This window comes from Bacillus cereus group sp. RP29 (genome assembly GCF_040459765.1).
Classification (GTDB): domain Bacteria; phylum Bacillota; class Bacilli; order Bacillales; family Bacillaceae_G; genus Bacillus_A; species Bacillus_A paranthracis.
Genome location: NZ_JARVHN010000001.1, coordinates 5,102,632 through 5,118,458 on the forward strand (window position 1 = coordinate 5,102,632; position 15,827 = coordinate 5,118,458).

Genomic DNA, 15,827 nt, shown 5'->3' on the forward strand with positions numbered 1-15,827 from the left:
CCTACCGTCTCATCTTTGGATCTAACGCATCACGAAGTGCATCACCAAGTAAATTAATGGATACAACTGTTATAAAGATTGCAAAACCAGGCGGAATCCATAACCATGGGCGCTTTTGAAAATCAATTAATGAGTTCGCTGCACTAATCATATTCCCCCATGATGGTGTAGGTGGGACAACGCCGAGACCTAAGTAGCTTAGTGCGGACTCACTTAAAATAGATCCAGCCACGCCCAAAGTTGCTACAACAATAAGCAACGGAAAGACATTAGGAATTAAATGATGAATAATTTTTCGAGAATCCTTTAATCCTAATACATCTGCTGCTTGCATAAATGCTTGCTCCCGCAATGTTAAAATTTGTCCTCTCACAAGACGAGCAAGTCCTGGCCATCCTACTAAACTTAAAATAATCATTACAACATATAAACGGTATTCTGATGGTAATTTCCATTCTGATAAAATTGCTCCCATTATAATAAGTAGCGGTAATCCCGGAATGGACATTAACACATCCGCAACACGCATAATTAAATGATCCACAACCCCTCGATAAAAACCAGCAATTGCTCCTAATAAAGCTCCTAGTATAACGGATAGTAGCATCGACGCTAAACCAATTGTTAATGAAATACGACCTGCTTGCATAAGTCTAGTTAAAATATCCCGTCCCAACTGGTCTGTTCCAAGCCAATGTGATAGGTTGGGTGGTTTATTAATTTGTGTTACTTGTACTTTTCCATCAGCATATGGTGAAAAGATTGGACCGATAAAACTAAATAAAAACATAAATATTAAAACGTATAATCCGTACAATGCCATCTTATTTTTCTTAATTTTTTTATACGCTTGGCGCCATGGTGATGATTCGTTTCTCTTTTTCCGTTCTTTCTTTTTCTCTATTATTGGTGTAATGGTCTCCATATCTTTCCCCCCTTACTTCAATCTAATTCTTGGATCAACAAACGCATATACAATATCTGCTAAGAAATTAGCCATAATTGTTAAACACGAAAGAAACATCGTAAAGGCCATTAATACTGTATAATCACGGAAGTTTAATGCTTCTAATTGAATACTCCCGATTCCTGGCCAGTTAAAAATCTGTTCAATAATAATAGCTCCTGAAAATAAACCTGGTAATTCAAAAGCGAGTAATGTAATTGCTGGCAAAATTGCATTTTTCAATGCATGTTTATAAATAACGCTTCTTTCTTTTAAGCCTTTTGCACGAGCAGTACGAATATAATCTTGTCTAATAACATCCAACATGCCGGTTCTAAAATATCGTGTTAACGATCCTACACCAAGAAGCGTTAAAATAAATACAGGTAGAATCATATGACGTAATACTTCTAATATGTATGCTATCCCTGTTGAGTTACTCCCGATATCAATCATGCCACCAATAGGTAATAACTTTAAATCAACTGCTAATAATTTTATTAAAAATAGTCCGATAAAGAATGATGGAAATGACATTGCTGCAAAGACACCGATTGTTACCAATCTATCAAACCAAGAGTGCTGCTTTGTTGCAGAAATAACCCCAATAATAAGAGCAATAATCCAAGTGAAAAATAAAGCTGCAACAGCAACAATAAATGTATTCCAAATGAATTTATTAAGTAATGAAGTTACTGGTTCTTGGTACTGTAAAGAAAATCCAAAATCACCATGCAACGCATTCACTAACCAATGAAAATACCTTTCAATAATTGGTTTGTTTAAGCCGTATAATTCCCTTAATTCTTGGGCTCTCTCTGGTGTTAACTTCGGATTTGAATCGATATAATCTCCCGGCAAAAGTGCAAATAAGAAAAAAATAATAATAGATGTACCAAACAATGTAGGGATCATTTGAAGGAACCTACGAATGATATATGTTTTCACCTTTTGTCTCCCCAATCCTATTTACTTAAAAATAGAAGAACATTTTTTCAAAACAGCTACCATTCCATTGCTGTGTGAAAAAACGTCTTCTATTATTTAGGTCAACCCTTATTGTTCAATAGATAACACTGGTAAGTTGGAACTGATGCTATCGTACTTTTCTGGATCAATTCCTTTTATACGTGCATTATGAGCATAAAGTAGTTTACGATAATTTAATAAAATAACTGGTGGATCATCACTTAACTCTTTATACAGTTCTTTATAAATTGCTTTACGTTTTTCAATATCTGTCGTCCCTATGCCTTTTACAATCAAGTCATCTACTTTCGGATTACTATAACCCGTATCACTTTTTGGATTAGTCGATAAGTAATCACTTACAACTTCACTTGGATCACTAATTCCTGGTGTTGAAACTGCCGCTAAATCGTAGTCACCTTTCCCTACTTTTGAAAGCATCGTATTAAAGTCCATCAACTCTGGATTTAATTCAACACCTATTTCTTTGTAACTTTCTTTTGCAATTGGAATAAAGATATCATTTGTTTTACCTGTATTTGATGCGTAGTATGTTAATTTTAATTTTTGACCATCTTTTTCACGAACCCCGTCAGAACCTACCTTCCAACCAGCCTCATCTAATAATTTTTTAGCCTTTTCTACGTCGTGTGGATATTTATTAATACCTTCTTCTGTATATGCCCATGAAACTGGCGCAATTGGTACGTTAGCAACAGATCCATATCCTTGTAAAGCTGTATCCACATACTTCTTACGGTCTAATCCATAAGTAAGTGCTTGACGTACCTTTTTATCTTTCAAATACGATTTCTTATTATTTACATAGATATAAGCAATATCACTTGATGATTCAAGATTAATGTTTGCAAACTCTAATCCTTTTAATTGTTCTATATTCTCAGGATTTGCTCTAAATCCACTATAGTCCAGTTCACCGGTTTGGAATAATTGGAATCCAGTATCACCTGATGTGATTTTGTAAATAAAGTTTTGGATTTTTGGTTTACCTGCATAATAATGTTCGTTAGCAACAAAGCGTACTTCTTGACCTGGAACATATTTTTCAAATTTATATGGACCCGCCGCAATTGGTTGCCCATATAATGCTTTTAAATAGTCTAAACTTGTATTTTGTTTATAATCTTTTCCATAATAAGCTTTTGATAGCACTGGACCACCTAAATTAATTAGCGCCTGTGAATTAACTTTTTCAGTTGTAATTTTAATTGTTTGTGGATCAATAACTTGAATTCCTTCAATAGAAGTTGCTTTTCCTTCTTTATATTCTTTTCCACCTTTAACAGCATACTGAGCAATGTCCATTCCACCTTCATACGCTTTATCATGAAGTAGTGTTAATGTAAATGCTACGTCCTCAGCCGTTAAAGGCGAACCATCACTAAATTTTAGATTTTTACGTAAATGGAATGTATATGTTAACTGATCAGCAGAAATATCCCATTTTTCTGCAAGGTCCGGAATGGGTTTACTTTGTTTGTCTGTTGTTACTAGTGATGCAAAAATTACAGACGTTACATTTCCATCCCAACCATTCTCTTGGAAATATGGAAGGAAAACTCCCCCTGGCTTAGAAATGGCCGTAATAAAAGTATCCTTTCGCTGATTTGCTTTCTCTGGACTTTTCTTTTTATCTGTAGCTGGAATTGATTCAATCTTAGCGTCTTTTAAGTCTTGTTTTTTTACCGGTTCTGTAGAAGCAGTATCTTCCTGTCCCCCACAAGCAGATAACACAAGCGAACTACTCAGTAATACCGAAAATACACCAGCCCATTTTTTTGTCTTTTTCTTCATTGTCCCCACCCTAACTTTTTAATAGTGATACCCTTTGAACTTATTACCTTATGTATGCCTCCCACAGCAACATTTATAGCCAATCGGAAAAGTCGGTTTTAATCGTAAAAAAATAGATGTTTTTGAGGGGTAACAATCCTATTCCGACCTTTCCGGTAGACTTTATGGTTATTAGCTTATATCTTCCGTTATATTTTGTCAATTCTTTCTAAATAAATATTTTTAAAATTTTTCAAAAATTATTATTCTATCTTTAATTTAGGTAAACTTAACAAGATACCGTTATAGTTATCTTCTTGCAATCCTTGAATGCGCGCATGATGTGCAGACACAACCTTGCTATTATTTAAGAAGATTACAGGTGGATCTTCACTTAACTCCTGGTACAACTTTTTATAAATTTCTTTTCGTTTTTCAATATCTAATGTTTCTAGTGCCTGCTTCGCTAATTCATCTACTTTCGGATTATGGTATCCATCATAGTTTCGTTTACTTGTTGAAACAAACTCTTCAATCGTTCCACTCGGATCATCAATCATTGGCGTAGATACCATCGCTAAATCATAATCACCTTTTATCACTTTTGAAATCATCGTATTAAAGTCCATATATTCTGGATTAAACTCTACACCAAGCTTTTTATAATCCTCTTTCATCACCGGGATCATTACATCATTTATTTTACTTGCAGAAGAAGCAAAATAACTTACCTTCAATTTTTGGCCATCTTTTTCGCGAATTCCATCTGAACCAGCTTTCCATCCAGCCTCATCCAATAATTTCTTTGCTTTCTCTAAGTTATACTCATATTTATTAATCCCTTCTTCTGTATACGCCCAAGAAACTGGCGTAATCGGTACATTAACGAGTGAAGCATAACCTTGGAAATACGTATCAATAACTTTTTGACGCTCTAATCCGTAAATAAATGCTTGGCGGACACGCTTATCTTTAAAGTATGGTTTCTTATAATTCATTTTAATGTAACCATAAGAGCTTCCTGTATATACATTAATATTGGCAAAACCTAAATCCTTTAACTGTTCAATCGTCTCCGTGTTTGTCGTAAAACCATCATAATCTACTTCCCCGGCTTGAAATTGTTGTAGCTTTGTATCACCTTTTGAAATTTTATAAATAAAGTGCTCAATCTTCGGTTTTCCTTCAAAATAATTTTCATTAGCTACAAATCGAACCTCTTGACCAGGAATATATTTATCTAACTTATAAGCTCCTGCTCCCATCGGTTTTCCATACAACTCTTTTAAATACTCTAGGTGCCCTTGTTTATACTCTTTCCCGTAATAAGCTTTAGATATAACTTCTCCACCGATTAATGATAGTGTTTGAGCATTTACCTTTTCAGTCGTAATCGTAATTGTTTTCGGATCAATGACTTGAATTCCCTCAATAAAGGTTGCCTTTCCTTCTTTATACGCTTGCCCACCCTTTATTGCTGTTTGACTTATATCAGTCGCTCCACTATAAGTTGGATCGTGTAATAGCGTTAATGTAAATGCTACGTCATCTGCAGTTAGTGGTGATCCATCACTAAACTTTAAACCATCTTTCAAATAGAACGTGTATGTAAGCTGATCCTCCGAAATATCCCACTTCTTCGCTAAAATTGGAATTGGTTTTCCTTCCTTATCGAGTCCAACAAGAGGTGCAAAGATAGCTTGCGTTATATTACCATCCCATCCATTCTCCATAAAGTGCGGAAGGAATATCCCTCCAGGACTCGGCATTCCAACTACAAAAGTATCTTTTCTTTCTTTTGCTTTTACGGGACTTTTTGCTTTGTCGCTTGCCTGAATAAATTCATCCTTTACTTTCGGGACGTTCCTGGCCTCGTTTGTACTCGCTTCCTCTTGACCACATCCGGCTAGTAATACTGATACACTCAAAAATGTAGCAATTGCTCCTTTAAAAACATTTTTCATTGCACTATCACCTTTACCTTCCTAATTTTTAACGATGTAGGAACATAGGACTCCTTCCTGTAACTATATTTATTATTCCTATAAAAATAGTATGAATTAATTTCAAGATTATTCCTTTCCTTTAAACATGTCAACCGTTCTTTTTTATTTCGTATTAAAAAATTAAAAATTCACTTCTATTCGTTCCGTATGAAACATAGAATACTAATAACCAATTACCAAAAAGGGGGCGAAAACATGGACAACCTATTCCAATACGTCCTTCACTACGTATTATTAACAATTATGATAGTCGGGGCGCTATTACTATTCCCGTTCTTCCCAAAGTTCGTCCTCTTTTTAGCTTTTTTTATGATGCTCGGGATCGCTATTATCATTTCAACAAGGGAAGATACGACACAAAAAGAAAACAGAGTTCAGCGTGTAAAGCTGTAACTCTGTTTTTTTCAGTCGTAACGTATTCTTGTTAAACTAATTATGAAAAAGACTCCTGCAAATAAAATGAGTATACCAATATATCCTCCTATATCAGCCAATGTACCTCCCCTTACAATTAACTCCGTAAAGCCACGCATCGCCCAAGTTTGCGGAACAAAATTTGCTGCTGTCTGCATCCATGCTGGTTCAATTTCAATTGGCCAATACAGGCCACCAATCATGCATGTTGAAATCACAACGATATTACCTAATGCAGACTGTTGTTCTGTTGTTTTCACGATACTTGCTAATAATAAGGCTAGACCAATGACAGCTAATAATAATACGGAAACGAGTATAATAACCCCTAACAAATTTCCCCACTGCACATTAAATAAGGAATTCGTTAATATCATTAGAACACCAAATTGAATCCATCCTATTAAGAAGAATGAAAGGATATATCCCGTTAGTATTTGAACTTTTGAAACTGGTGCTTCTAATAAACGAGACCAAACACCAAGTTGTCTAGCTTTCAAAATAGTCCCCGTCGCACTTAACATAACAATCATAACGAATAGAATTGAAAATCCCGCTGCTCGCCCTGTAACGTTATTTAACTTTTGATCATCATGTGAAATTGATTCTTTTTGAATCGAAGCAGGTTCTACTTTTGTATAGATTTCTTTATACATAGGTTCCCACGAAGCGTTACTTTTCTTCTCAAAATCTCTCGCTGCACTAACTTCTATCTCCATTTTTTTTAATGCACTTGCCAATACTTGCTCTACAGAAGTTCCACCAGTAAAATCAGCACTAGCTTGAAACTGAATATTTTCTACCCTTCCATCTAACATATTCTTTTGAAAGTCTTTCGGAATAAGAACTATGCCGGATGATTTTTTGTTTTCAATCTTCTGTTTGCCTTCCTTATACGTTACCTTCTCTATAGAAATTAAGTCACTTTTCTGTATGTCCTCGTAATACTTGCTAGATAATACAGAACCATCTTCATCTACTAAGCTAACATTTACTTTCTTATTCCCACTTCCACCTAAAAGTCCGCCGAAAATGAGTGTAAAAATAATAGGCATTCCAAACATAAGTATATAACTTTGTGGTTTTATTAAAATTTGTTTTAACTCTAGCCAACAAAGTGCCCAAACCTTCTTCATCATTTCTCCCTCCTATCTCGTACGTAAACGTAATGTCCCTATCATAACGGAGACAATTCCTGCACCACATAAACTAAAAATAACAGGGAGTAACACATCCCAAGATGTTCCCGACATAATATTTAAAAAGCTTGTAAGTGCCCATTTATTCGGAGCAACATTCGCAATTGTTTGAAGTGTATCAGGGAATACGTAAATTGGTAACATCGATCCTCCTAATATAGCGAGTATTTGAATACCGATTCCTCCCATTACATCTGCCGTTTTTTCCTCACGAATAAAAGCGGCAATTAACATAGATAAACCCGAAACACAAATTGCATAAGACATTCCCACCGCTACTATTTGAGATAAGTCTCCGCCCCATTCCACATGAAACATAAAGTGTGTAGCAACTATAAATATCCCAAATTGTATACAAGCAAATAATAATGTACCTAAAAACTTCCCGAATAAAATTGAAAATGAACTCGTCGGTGTACTGAACAAACGCGCCAACGTCTCAGTTCGTTGCTCTGTTACAACTGACTTTGCACCTACTGTTATGTTATATAGTAAAAACATGACTAACATCGCTGCGGCATAATATTGCATCGCTGCAACTGTTTTTTTACCTATCGTTCCTTTTTCAATGTTATCTGCACCCGAAGTTGCTACTGTTTGTAAATCCCCACTTACTTCTTTTGCAACTTGTTCCACATTACTATGCTGAGGATTTGCTAATTCCGTCACAACACTTTTAGTAGATACCGCAATTGTTTGAACACGCTCTGAAAAAGAGCGGACCATTGATTCAGCGATTTTCGCTTGTATATCTTTTGATGGGTCTATAAACACCTTTGGTTCTTTTAATTTTCCATCTTGTACTTGTTCGCTCCATTTATTCGGGATGACGATTCCCACATCGATTTTCTTTTCCTTTAACATATCTTCAAGCTCTTCCTGAGAATTAACTATCTTTACTTTCACATCATCTTTTAATTCTTTAGATTGCAATACGTCTTTTTGAAAGACATCTGCAAACTCATCATTTCCTACTTGATAATAGCCAATCACTGTTTTGGGTAGTCCACCATTATCAAATATATTACTTAACGCTGAACCTAAAATCGCTGTTAATAAAAGCGGCATAATTAACATCATCATAAATCCGCGCCGATCAATTAAACGTATTTTTAAATCTTTCCATGCAATAATAAAACTTTTCATCTCGCACTAACCTCCTTAATCACGAAGTGAACGTCCTGTTAATTGTAAAAAGAGTGCCTCTAAATTCGGTTCTTGCACTTCAAGCTTTAAAATTTGAGCGTTGTTCTCCACAACTACTGACACAACTGTACCAATGGACTCACCACCATTTAGCCCAATATCAATCGTACTATTATCTTCATCAAAAATAATTCGTTCAACAACAGAGAGTGCTTTCAACTTTTGTAGCAGTTCCGTACTATAACGATTTAATTGCAATCTCACTATAAACCCATCCGCCAGGCGATTACATAGTTCCCTTTTCGTTCCTAATGCAATTACCTTTCCATGATCAACAATTGCAATTCTTTCACATAAATACTCTACTTCTTCCATGTAATGACTCGTATAAATAACTGTCATCCCTTTTTCATTTAACTTTTTAACAGTCTCTAAAATATGGTTTCTCGATTGCGGATCAATCCCAACTGTCGGTTCATCCATAATTAACAACTCTGGCTCATGCATAAGTGCTGCACCAATATTAATACGCCTTTTCATTCCACCTGAAAATGTTTCAATTTTATCTTTTCCACGGTCCTGTAAACCGACGTAAGCTAATACTTCCTCCGCTCGTTCTTTTGCAATTTTTCCATTTAAACCGTACATTTTTCCCCAAAAAACCAAATTTTCCTTCGCTGAAAGTGTTGGATAGAGCGCAATGTCTTGTGGAACAATACCAATTTTCTTTTTCGCCTCTAATGGATATTCTTTTACTGATTTCCCGCCAACTTTTATATCACCACTGTCGTATGAAATTAACCCGCAAATCATTGATATCGTCGTTGATTTTCCCGCACCATTTGGACCAAGTAATCCAAATGTTTCCCCTTTCTTCACCTCAAAAGAAACATTCTTTATAATTTCCTTCTTACCAAATGATTTCGTAATATGATCTATGACTAACATACTGATTCAGCCCCTTTGCATTCATCTACACTTTCATTGTAGAAAAATTTCTTCTTCTCTCCATCATCCTTGAGATAGAAATACAAGATAAAAAAGCAGCAAATTCTGCTGCTTTTTCACACTTATATATGCCAAAAGTCATGTGTACATCGTGATGCCATACCTTACTGCGTATATGGCTGCTTGCGTTCGATCTCTCAGTTCTAACTTACTAATTAAATTAGAAACATGATTCTTAACAGTTCCCTCTGTAATAAATAACTTTTCCGCAATCTCTTTATTATTTAACCCAAGTCCAATTTCCCTTAAAACATCTACTTCTCGCTCAGTTAATTGCGCTAATTGTTCTGGTGTGGTGCACTCTACTGCTACTTTTGTCTTTTTTAATTCTTTTATGATTTGCGCTGTTATATCCTGAGGAAGCACAGCCCCTCCACTATGCACCGTTAAAATTGCTTGAGCGATTGCATCTGTCTCCATGTCCTTCAATAAATAACCACTTGCTCCTTGCTCCAATGCTTCAAAGATAAGCTCACTATCACTAAAAGTCGTCAACATAAGTACCTTTATATGAGGGAACTGTTCTCTAACTAAACGTGTTCCTTCAACACCATTCATACGGGGCATCCGAATATCCATCAAAATAATTTCAGGATGTAACTCTTTCACCTTTTGTATCACTTCGTCTCCATCTGTAGCAGTTCCCACTACTTCAAGTTCCTGACGTAAATTTAATAACATCGCTAAACCATCACGAATGAGTGATTGATCATCAACAATCATAATCCGAATCATACAGTTCCCCCTATTAACCACGTTTTCTCCTGAAGTGGAAATTCAATCTGTAACCGAAAGCCTTTTTCTATCTCACTCTCAAATTGAATAGTTCCACCATGTTCCTCTACTCGTTCTCTCATATTAAGTAAACCAAAACCTGGGCTTACCTCGTTAACTCCCACGCCATTATCCAAAATACATAGTTTAACTTGTTTCGCCGAACAAGTTAAACTCACTTCACATAAGCTCGCCTTGCCATGCCGCTTTGCATTTGTTAAAGACTCTTGCATAACCCGGAGCAGTGTAGGTTGTAGTGACAGCGGAATCACAACCGGATCTCCTTGTAATTGAAACGATACTTGTACTTTCGTCGCTTTAGAATATCCATGTAACATTTCACGCATATTCTCTATTATGTTCCCTAGTTTACCTTCTTCTTTTAAGGCATGTACAGACGCTCTCACCTCTTGAAGTGATTTCCTGGCTAGCCCATGACATGTATGTAAAACCTCTTCCGTAGCGTCCGACTTTTGTTTCCACAAAGCCTCTGCCAGTTGTAATTGGACAAGTAAGGCTGTCATATTATGACCGACAGTATCATGAATTTCTCGGGCAATATCATTTCGCTCTCGAACGGCTGTCAATTCTTCTACCTCTTTGGCATATAGACGTAATTGTTCATGCGCTTCTTTTAGAGCTGTATGAGACAATGTCAATTCCTCATATTGTTCATCTACCATTTTCCGAGCAGCTGTAAGTTTTTTTATTAAGCTTCCAGCTAAAGCACTAAAAACGATGAACATAAAATTAATGGAATTACTCTCCAATTCTAAACTACCTGTATGTTGATACGCATGTAATATATTTATAAACCAACAAAGAAAGAAAAAAGTAATAAAAAAGTACGTCATGCTTCTACGAAACTCATGAATAAATAGCCCTACTGCATCAATTCCAAATATAATTAAATATAAACATGTCTCGGGAAATAAAAAACCTAATAAAGCTGTGACTATCCCATTTGCTAATAGTGTATAAAAACCAAGTTTTTTACCTCCATTCACTTTTACTAGCAAAATATGATTCACAATATAAATAAAAAGTGCTGTACCTACAAAAAATTGCAAATATGCTGTTTCACGTGAAACATGGTTTGCATAAACAAAACAAATCATGACGATTGTAATAATTCGCGCGTATCCTAACATAAAATTCTCCTCACATTTTAATAACCTAAAGTGCATCTCTTCATTATAATAACAAGAAAATTATACCAATTACTTCTCTTTCCTTACACACAAAAAAAGCAAGCCCCCCTCAAAACATGAGAAAACAACTTGCTCTTTCATTCTAATCTCTTTACTCCATGATATTCTCTAACTCATTATATAACTCCGCTCGTAACAACTCTTTCTTCTTCTTTTCTTCATACAATTGTTCAAGCATTTCAACATCAACTACTTGTTCCATCTTATACTCAAGCGTATATATATCTTCTTCAACATGCATTAACTCGGTTTCAATCTCCTCAATATTCCTAACTTCTTTCTTTTTTACAGGGACTATTTCAATACTTTTTCTTCCTTGGCGTTGCTGCTTTATCACTTGCGTCTCGAGCCTTTCCTCCCACTTTTGACGCGCCCATGCATAGTTCCCTGCAAACTCAAATAATTTACGCTCATCAATCCAATACGTCTTTTCAAATAACTTATTTAAAAAATAACGATCATGTGAAACAGCTAAAATCGTCCCATTATATTGTTCAAGAGCTTCCTCTAAAACCTCCCTTGATTCAATGTCGAGATGGTTTGTCGGCTCATCTAAAATTAAAAAATTGATATCTTGATACATAAGTTGCGCAAGTCTTAACCTCATTTTTTCTCCACCACTCAGTTGCGTTACTTTCTTAAACACCGCTGGACCATAAAATAAAAATTTAGCTAATATATGTCTCGCTTCTCCCTCTGTTACAGCTACACATTCCCTGAAAGCCTCCAATACGTTACTCTTCATATTTCCGTACGCATGCTGGGATAAATAACCGATTTTCACACTACTTCCAATTCGAATTTCTCCAGCGTCTGGTTCTATTTCTTCTAATAATAACTTTAATAGCGTTGTCTTTCCTGTACCATTACGACCAACAATAGCTGCACGCTCTTGAAAACGAACATGTAAGTTTGCTTCGTTAAATAAAAGATGTTCCGCAAACCCTTTACTCACTTCTTTCATTACAACAACATCTTTTCCACTTCTCTCTTGCCCTTCAAACTGAAGTCCCATTTGTTTTCGTTCTAAAATAGGTTTCTTTAGTTTTTCCATACGTTCCAGTGCACGTTCCATGTTTCTTGCTCTCTTATGCAATCCTTCATTTGGAGGATTCGCCTGATTCGCCCATTCACGTAGTCGCTTAATTGCTTCTTTCATTTTCTTTATTTTCTTTTGCTGTTCTTGATAAGCCTGAAACTCCTGAAGCAACCTTTCTTCCTTCTCTTCAACAAACCGAGAATAGTTTGTATGATACACGTGAATCTCTCCATCTTCTAAATCAAAAATCTTCGTTACAACTTCATCAAGGAAATAGCGATCATGTGAAATAACCATAACTGTTCCGTTGTATTCTTTTAAAAATTGCTCTAACCATTCGACTGCAAATAAATCTAAATGATTGGTTGGTTCATCTAATAAAAGTAAATCTGGTTTCTGCAACAGCATGTATGCAAGGCTTACTTTTGTTTGCTCTCCACCACTTATCTCCACAAATGATCGTGGGAATAGTTCTGTCACCTGTAAACCATTTGCTACCTTCATAATGTTCGCTTCGATTTCATAACCACCAAGAAACGCAAACTTTTCTTGGATGATTCCGTATCTTTCCATTAATTTTTGTAAAACAGAAGATTCCTGTTCTTCCGCCATATCTTTTTCTAAAGTACGCATCTCTCTTTCTAATTCCTTTTCTATTTTAAAAGCGGAACTCAATACTTCATATACAGTCATACTCTCATCAAATTTCGGAATTTGTGCCACATGACCAATACGTGTACCTTTCTTCATATGAATGGCCCCTGCATCCAAACTTTCCATTCCAGTTAAAAGCTGAAAGATTGTTGTCTTCCCACTACCGTTACGACCAACTAATCCAACACGTTCACCATTCTTTATTTCAAGCGATATATTTTCAAATATGATGTTTCCACCAAAAGATTTCGTTACATTATTTACACTACAAATTGTCATTTTCCGTACTCCTTTCAATATAAAAAACCATGGGAAAGAAACATTCCCCATGGTTTTCGGTATAGAAAAAGGAAGCTAAATAGCTCCCTTTTCACACGTTTATTAAAAATGGGTGAAGAGATTTCTACCGTTCTATAGCTACTATGCAATTGTTAAAAAAGGACAGACGTATCCCGTTAACAACTACATCATGAAAAATCGCACGACAAAAATAGATAAAATCTAAAAATTTGGCACGTGCAGCTAAAGAACGTTTCATCTCATTCACCTCTTTCGTACGGAATTTAATACTTACTTCTTTATTATACTTTCCCATTTCATGTTTGAATAGTCATTTTTCTGAAAATAATGAAGATAGACTAAACATTTCAATAAGTGACATCAAATCTTACAAAACTGTTATGTTCACGTAATGGAAAGCGATAGTACGAAAAGATGCCTCCCTATACAATAAAGATGTAAACAAGAGAGACAACAAAAGGAGGAAACAATCATGATGAAAGAAATCGTAAAAGCAATCTTTGAGGTATTAGTGAACGGACAAGCAGTTGTAAAAGAACTAAATGAACTATAAAAAGGAGTGAAAGAATATGATGAACATGGTAAAAATGATTTTACACGCTCTAGTTGATGCAAAAGCAGTTAGCCAAGAATTAAACCAACAATAAAAAGGGGTATGTGAATATGAAGAAAGCCATTTTTGTAATCGCAAGTACAGCAATTGCCTTATACACAATAAAAAATAGAGAAAAGAAGCATAATAAAAACGATCTATATTATCCATACACATTATTAAAGAAAAAATAAAAGACAAGGTACCCTATCTTAATGAGGATATCTTGTCTTTTATTTTTTATATTCCCTTTAAAGGATTTTCTTCTCCTTATCCCGAATGTATTAAGCGGGATTTTTACACATATTTTAAAGGGGCATATATACAAATGGATACACAACAACTATACTTTTTAAACGATATTGGCAAACAAAAACCAGAAAGCATCCGGAATAGAAGCGCTGCATGTCCTTTTTGTGACAGAGAAAATTTAACGGATATTTTAGCAATTGAGGGCTCAATTATTTGGCTAAAAAACAAATTTCCTACATTAAAAGATACATTTCAAACGGTGCTAATCGAAACAGATAATTGTGAAGACCATATTGCGACATATACAGAAGAACATATGAAATCGCTAATTCGTTTCTCCATTAAACATTGGTTAGATTTACAGAAGAATGAAGAATTCACATCTGTAATTTTATACAAAAATCATGGTCCATTCTCAGGTGGAAGTTTGCATCATGCACACATGCAGATTATTGGAATGAAATATGTAAACTACCTCGATAACGTAGAACACGACAACTTCCAAGGCGTAATTGTTCAAAAGAACGAACACATTGAACTCAATATCTCAGATCGTCCTATTATCGGTTTTACTGAATTTAATATCATTATTGAAGATATTGGATGCATAGATGAACTAGCAACTTATATTCAGCAAACTGTACGTTACATACTGACAGATTTCCATAAAGGATGTAGTAGTTATAACTTATTCTTCTATTACTTAAACGGAAAAATCATTTGTAAAGTTGTTCCTAGATTTGTCGTTTCACCGTTATATGTAGGATATAAAATACCGCAAGTTTCCACCAAACTAGAAGACGTAAAAATACAACTAGCAGCGTATTTCACAAAACAAAACGACGCGATTATCCACAAAAAAATAGAGTAGGTATCAAAAACCTACTCTTTAATTACACCTTTATTTCGATAGTACACATCTTCTAATCCGATGTTATACTTCATATTATTATCCGTCCACTCTGGCCCTAAATTCCCTGGCCATCCAGATGTATTTGCTATATATTTTAATAATGCAAAATCCGTCAAACCTTTTTGCACCCCGCGCTTATATCCTTTCATTAAATGCGGCATTGCAATTTGCGCATTTGTACGTGGATCTTTCAGCTCGTCATCCGTTAAATGATCCGGTGCAAGTCCACCACCGCGATGCAATTGAAACAATCCGAATGAAGTTCCGTTATCTCCAACACTTCTTGGATTTAATCGACTTTCATGTTCGGCAATTGTAAGAGGTATCCATTCTGGAAGATTGACTTTCTTTGCTTCCTCTATAATAATTTGTTTCATCTGTTTTGCTTCTTCTGAGTCAACATAGCTTGTCTCATTTACTAATTTGCCCATTCCTTCAGACTTTCCTTGGAAGTATAAGTACACTCCAAGAACAACTAAAAATCCTACAAAGAATTTCTTCACTACCTCTACCTCTTTCTCCGCTGAAATTTGTCCCCTTTCAGCCTTCTTCCCTTTACAATTACCCACATTCTATCATTCTCTTACTCTTTTATCATAGCAAATAACTA

At 35.3% G+C, this 15,827-nt stretch carries 15 protein-coding genes; 3 read left to right on the forward strand and 12 right to left on the reverse strand.

Going from position 1 to position 15,827, the window contains the following annotated elements; all coding sequences use genetic code 11:
• Window position 1 precedes the first annotated feature (1 nt).
• From opp4C to QCI47_RS26915, 4 genes are all read right to left on the reverse strand, one after another.
• Entirely contained in the window at window positions 2-925 is a 924-nt protein-coding gene (gene opp4C / locus QCI47_RS26900; RefSeq protein WP_000447961.1) for an oligopeptide ABC transporter permease, read from the reverse strand.
• A 12-nt stretch (window positions 926-937) separates the two neighbouring features.
• The gene (locus QCI47_RS26905) at window positions 938-1,894 is read right to left on the reverse strand and encodes an ABC transporter permease (protein ID WP_000860690.1); all 957 of its coding nucleotides are present in this window, start codon (window positions 1,892-1,894) and stop codon (window positions 938-940) included.
• A gap of 108 nt (window positions 1,895-2,002) precedes the next feature.
• Window positions 2,003-3,730 (reverse strand): ABC transporter substrate-binding protein, encoded by a 1,728-nt coding sequence (locus QCI47_RS26910; RefSeq protein WP_000730668.1) that lies wholly within the window; start codon window positions 3,728-3,730, stop codon window positions 2,003-2,005.
• Between the two features lie 242 nt (window positions 3,731-3,972).
• Entirely contained in the window at window positions 3,973-5,673 is a 1,701-nt protein-coding gene (locus QCI47_RS26915) for an ABC transporter substrate-binding protein (protein WP_163072765.1), read from the reverse strand.
• A 237-nt stretch (window positions 5,674-5,910) separates the two neighbouring features.
• Here QCI47_RS26915 and QCI47_RS26920 point away from each other — a divergent pair, with 237 nt between their 5' ends.
• On the forward strand, window positions 5,911-6,108 hold the full coding sequence (locus QCI47_RS26920; protein ID WP_000369262.1) for a hypothetical protein: 198 nt from the start codon (window positions 5,911-5,913) through the stop codon (window positions 6,106-6,108).
• A gap of 11 nt (window positions 6,109-6,119) precedes the next feature.
• Here QCI47_RS26920 and QCI47_RS26925 read toward each other — a convergent pair whose 3' ends face one another.
• The 7 genes from QCI47_RS26925 to QCI47_RS26955 form a co-directional block, all read right to left on the reverse strand.
• Complete coding sequence (locus QCI47_RS26925; protein WP_061185326.1) at window positions 6,120-7,265, reverse strand: ABC transporter permease; 1,146 nt, start codon at window positions 7,263-7,265, stop codon at window positions 6,120-6,122.
• Window positions 7,266-7,277: 12 nt separating this feature from the next.
• The gene (locus QCI47_RS26930; RefSeq protein ID WP_076873735.1) at window positions 7,278-8,474 is read right to left on the reverse strand and encodes an ABC transporter permease; all 1,197 of its coding nucleotides are present in this window, start codon (window positions 8,472-8,474) and stop codon (window positions 7,278-7,280) included.
• Window positions 8,475-8,489: 15 nt separating this feature from the next.
• On the reverse strand, window positions 8,490-9,422 hold the full coding sequence (locus QCI47_RS26935; RefSeq protein WP_000960160.1) for an ABC transporter ATP-binding protein: 933 nt from the start codon (window positions 9,420-9,422) through the stop codon (window positions 8,490-8,492).
• A 138-nt stretch (window positions 9,423-9,560) separates the two neighbouring features.
• Window positions 9,561-10,217 carry a response regulator gene (locus tag QCI47_RS26940; protein ID WP_000619343.1) on the reverse strand — a complete coding sequence of 219 codons (657 nt, stop codon included), beginning with the start codon at window positions 10,215-10,217 and terminating at the stop codon, window positions 9,561-9,563.
• On the reverse strand, window positions 10,214-11,407 hold the full coding sequence (locus tag QCI47_RS26945; protein WP_061130865.1) for a sensor histidine kinase: 1,194 nt from the start codon (window positions 11,405-11,407) through the stop codon (window positions 10,214-10,216). The genes QCI47_RS26940 and QCI47_RS26945 overlap by 4 nt, the downstream gene beginning before the upstream one ends.
• A gap of 151 nt (window positions 11,408-11,558) precedes the next feature.
• Window positions 11,559-13,439: a ribosomal protection-like ABC-F family protein gene (gene abc-f / locus QCI47_RS26950; RefSeq protein WP_229132565.1), complete on the reverse strand. Its 1,881-nt coding sequence runs from the start codon at window positions 13,437-13,439 to the stop codon at window positions 11,559-11,561.
• A 124-nt stretch (window positions 13,440-13,563) separates the two neighbouring features.
• Window positions 13,564-13,698: an RAxF-45 family protein gene (locus QCI47_RS26955; protein WP_000830642.1), complete on the reverse strand. Its 135-nt coding sequence runs from the start codon at window positions 13,696-13,698 to the stop codon at window positions 13,564-13,566.
• Between the two features lie 419 nt (window positions 13,699-14,117).
• Here QCI47_RS26955 and QCI47_RS26960 point away from each other — a divergent pair, with 419 nt between their 5' ends.
• A complete protein-coding gene (locus QCI47_RS26960; RefSeq protein WP_061130863.1) occupies window positions 14,118-14,246 on the forward strand; it encodes a hypothetical protein in 129 nt (42 codons plus the stop codon).
• A gap of 134 nt (window positions 14,247-14,380) precedes the next feature.
• Window positions 14,381-15,175: a DUF4931 domain-containing protein gene (locus tag QCI47_RS26965; RefSeq protein WP_061130862.1), complete on the forward strand. Its 795-nt coding sequence runs from the start codon at window positions 14,381-14,383 to the stop codon at window positions 15,173-15,175.
• 11 nt (window positions 15,176-15,186) lie between these two features.
• Here QCI47_RS26965 and QCI47_RS26970 read toward each other — a convergent pair whose 3' ends face one another.
• The gene (locus QCI47_RS26970) at window positions 15,187-15,720 is read right to left on the reverse strand and encodes a transglycosylase SLT domain-containing protein (RefSeq protein ID WP_000713259.1); all 534 of its coding nucleotides are present in this window, start codon (window positions 15,718-15,720) and stop codon (window positions 15,187-15,189) included.
• Between the last annotated feature and the right edge of the window lie 107 nt (window positions 15,721-15,827).